General features: G+C 73.4%; 1 protein-coding gene and 1 pseudogene. One reads left to right on the top strand and one right to left on the bottom strand.

Going from position 1 to position 1,777, the window contains the following annotated elements; all coding sequences use genetic code 11:
* Positions 1-51: 51 nt before the first annotated feature.
* A complete protein-coding gene (locus ABD308_RS00910) occupies positions 52-846 on the bottom strand; it encodes a metal-dependent hydrolase (RefSeq protein WP_344323327.1) in 795 nt (264 codons plus the stop codon).
* A gap of 354 nt (positions 847-1,200) precedes the next feature.
* Here ABD308_RS00910 and ABD308_RS00905 point away from each other — a divergent pair.
* Positions 1,201-1,723 (top strand): annotated as a pseudogene (locus ABD308_RS00905) (mycothiol-dependent nitroreductase Rv2466c family protein).
* Positions 1,724-1,777: the final 54 nt, after the last annotated feature.

Raw genomic sequence — 1,777 nt, 5'->3', positions numbered from 1 at the left:
GTCTCCTCCCGGTGCGGGGCCCGTTCACGCGTCACCGCGGCGGCGGCCCGCTCAGCCGAAGTAGCCGAGCGCCCCCACCGCGCACAGACCGCCGGCGCCCATGAACACCGGCATCAGCACCTTCAGCTCCACCCAGCTGCCGGCCCGGAACCGCATCCCCTTCGGCGGCCCGATCGGGTACCAGCGCTTGCGGCCGATCGGGATCGGCCACAGCACCGGGCAGCCCGAGACGGTCAGCGCGTCGCCCAGGCAGTGCACCAGCGCGCCGAGGGTGATCGGCAGGCCGATCCACAGGTACTCCTGCCCCGGCTGATCGAACAGCCAGAGCGCGCCGTTGCCGGGCTTGTCCAGCACGCCGGTGATCAGCCAGGTGCCGGCCGCGCCGAGCAGCCAGACCAGGACGTCGCTGGAGACCCGCGCCTGGCGCCACAGCAGCCCCTCGATCGCCAGCACCATGTGGACGAAGAGCACCGCCAGCACGCCCCACCGTCCGCCGTACACGGTGACCGCCGAGGCGCCCGCGCCGCACAGCACCGCCCAGACCCAGGTGTGGGTCAGTGTGCGGTGGCCGCCGGAGCGGCGCGGGTCGTGCCTGCTGCGGGTCGCCCTGTAGACGGCGTAGGACAGGTTGTCGATCACCTCGCAGAGGATCCGCGACACCGGGCCGAACGCCCGGGATATGGTCGCCGCCTTGTGGTCGAGGTCCGGTGCCAGCGCGGCGCCCGCGCAGATCAGCGCCCCCGTCAGCAGCACCGGCCAGGGCATCGGTTCGCCCATGGCCTCCGCGATCGCCCCCACGCCCAGCCATGCCGCCGCGCCCGACAACGAATGCGCCGGTCCCATCATCTTCTCGGCTCCCGCCCTCGTCCTGAATCGCCCGTCGCGAGGGCTTCGCGAGGGCCTGACGGGGCGGCAGCATAGTCGCCCATGATCGAGAAGATCGGGAGCCGCGAATTCACTCGAATGGCGGATGGGATTCAGTGGTCAGGGGGAGGCTGCCGAGCAGGGGTGCTGACGTGGCGTCACCTCTGAGGATGGTTTCGCGGCCCGGGCGCGTCGCGGGCGCTCCCAGCGCGCGCCCAGCGCGCGCCCGGCGCGCGCCCGCGATGCGTCCGGCGGCCCGGACCCGGCAAGTGGCCCGGGAAACCGCTGCCGGACCGGACCTTTCCGGCGGTCCGCCGCGTCCCTGCGCTCGGCCGGGTGACCAACACCGTGGACTTCTCCTTCGATTCCGTCTGCCCGTTCGCCTGGATCACCTCCCGCTGGATCCTGGAGGTCGAGAAGCACTGGGACCTCGACCCCACCTTCCGGGTGATGAGCCTGTCCGTGCTCAACGAGGGCCGCGAGGACCTTCCCGAGCGCTACCGGCGGCTGCTCGACACCGGCTGGGGCCCGGTCCGGATCTGCACCGCCGCCGCCGAGCAGCACGGCGTCAAGGTGCTCCGCGACCTCCACACCGCGCTCGCCGGCGGAGGCCGCGCACACCACCGAGTGGGACGAGGCGCTGCGGCGCAGTCACCACGCGGGCATGGACCCGGTCGGCGAGGACGTCGGCACCCCGACCGTCCACGTCGACGGCACCGCGTTCTTCGGACCGGTGCTCGGCGCGGTCCCGCGCGGGGAGGAGGCCGTCAAGGTCTTCGACGGCGTCCGGCTGCCGGCCGGGCACCCGGCGTTCTTCGAGCTCAAGCGCACCCGGACGGGGTCGCTGGACTTCAGCTGAGCGGCCCCCTCGACGCCGCGCCGGCGGCCGACTCGCGGTCGGCCTCCGCACCGG

The organism is Kitasatospora putterlickiae, assembly GCF_039527695.1.
Classification (GTDB): Bacteria; Actinomycetota; Actinomycetes; order Streptomycetales; family Streptomycetaceae; genus Kitasatospora; species Kitasatospora putterlickiae.
The sequence above is the reverse complement of the archived record's forward strand: the minus strand, read 5'-3'. Positions and strand labels throughout refer to the sequence as shown.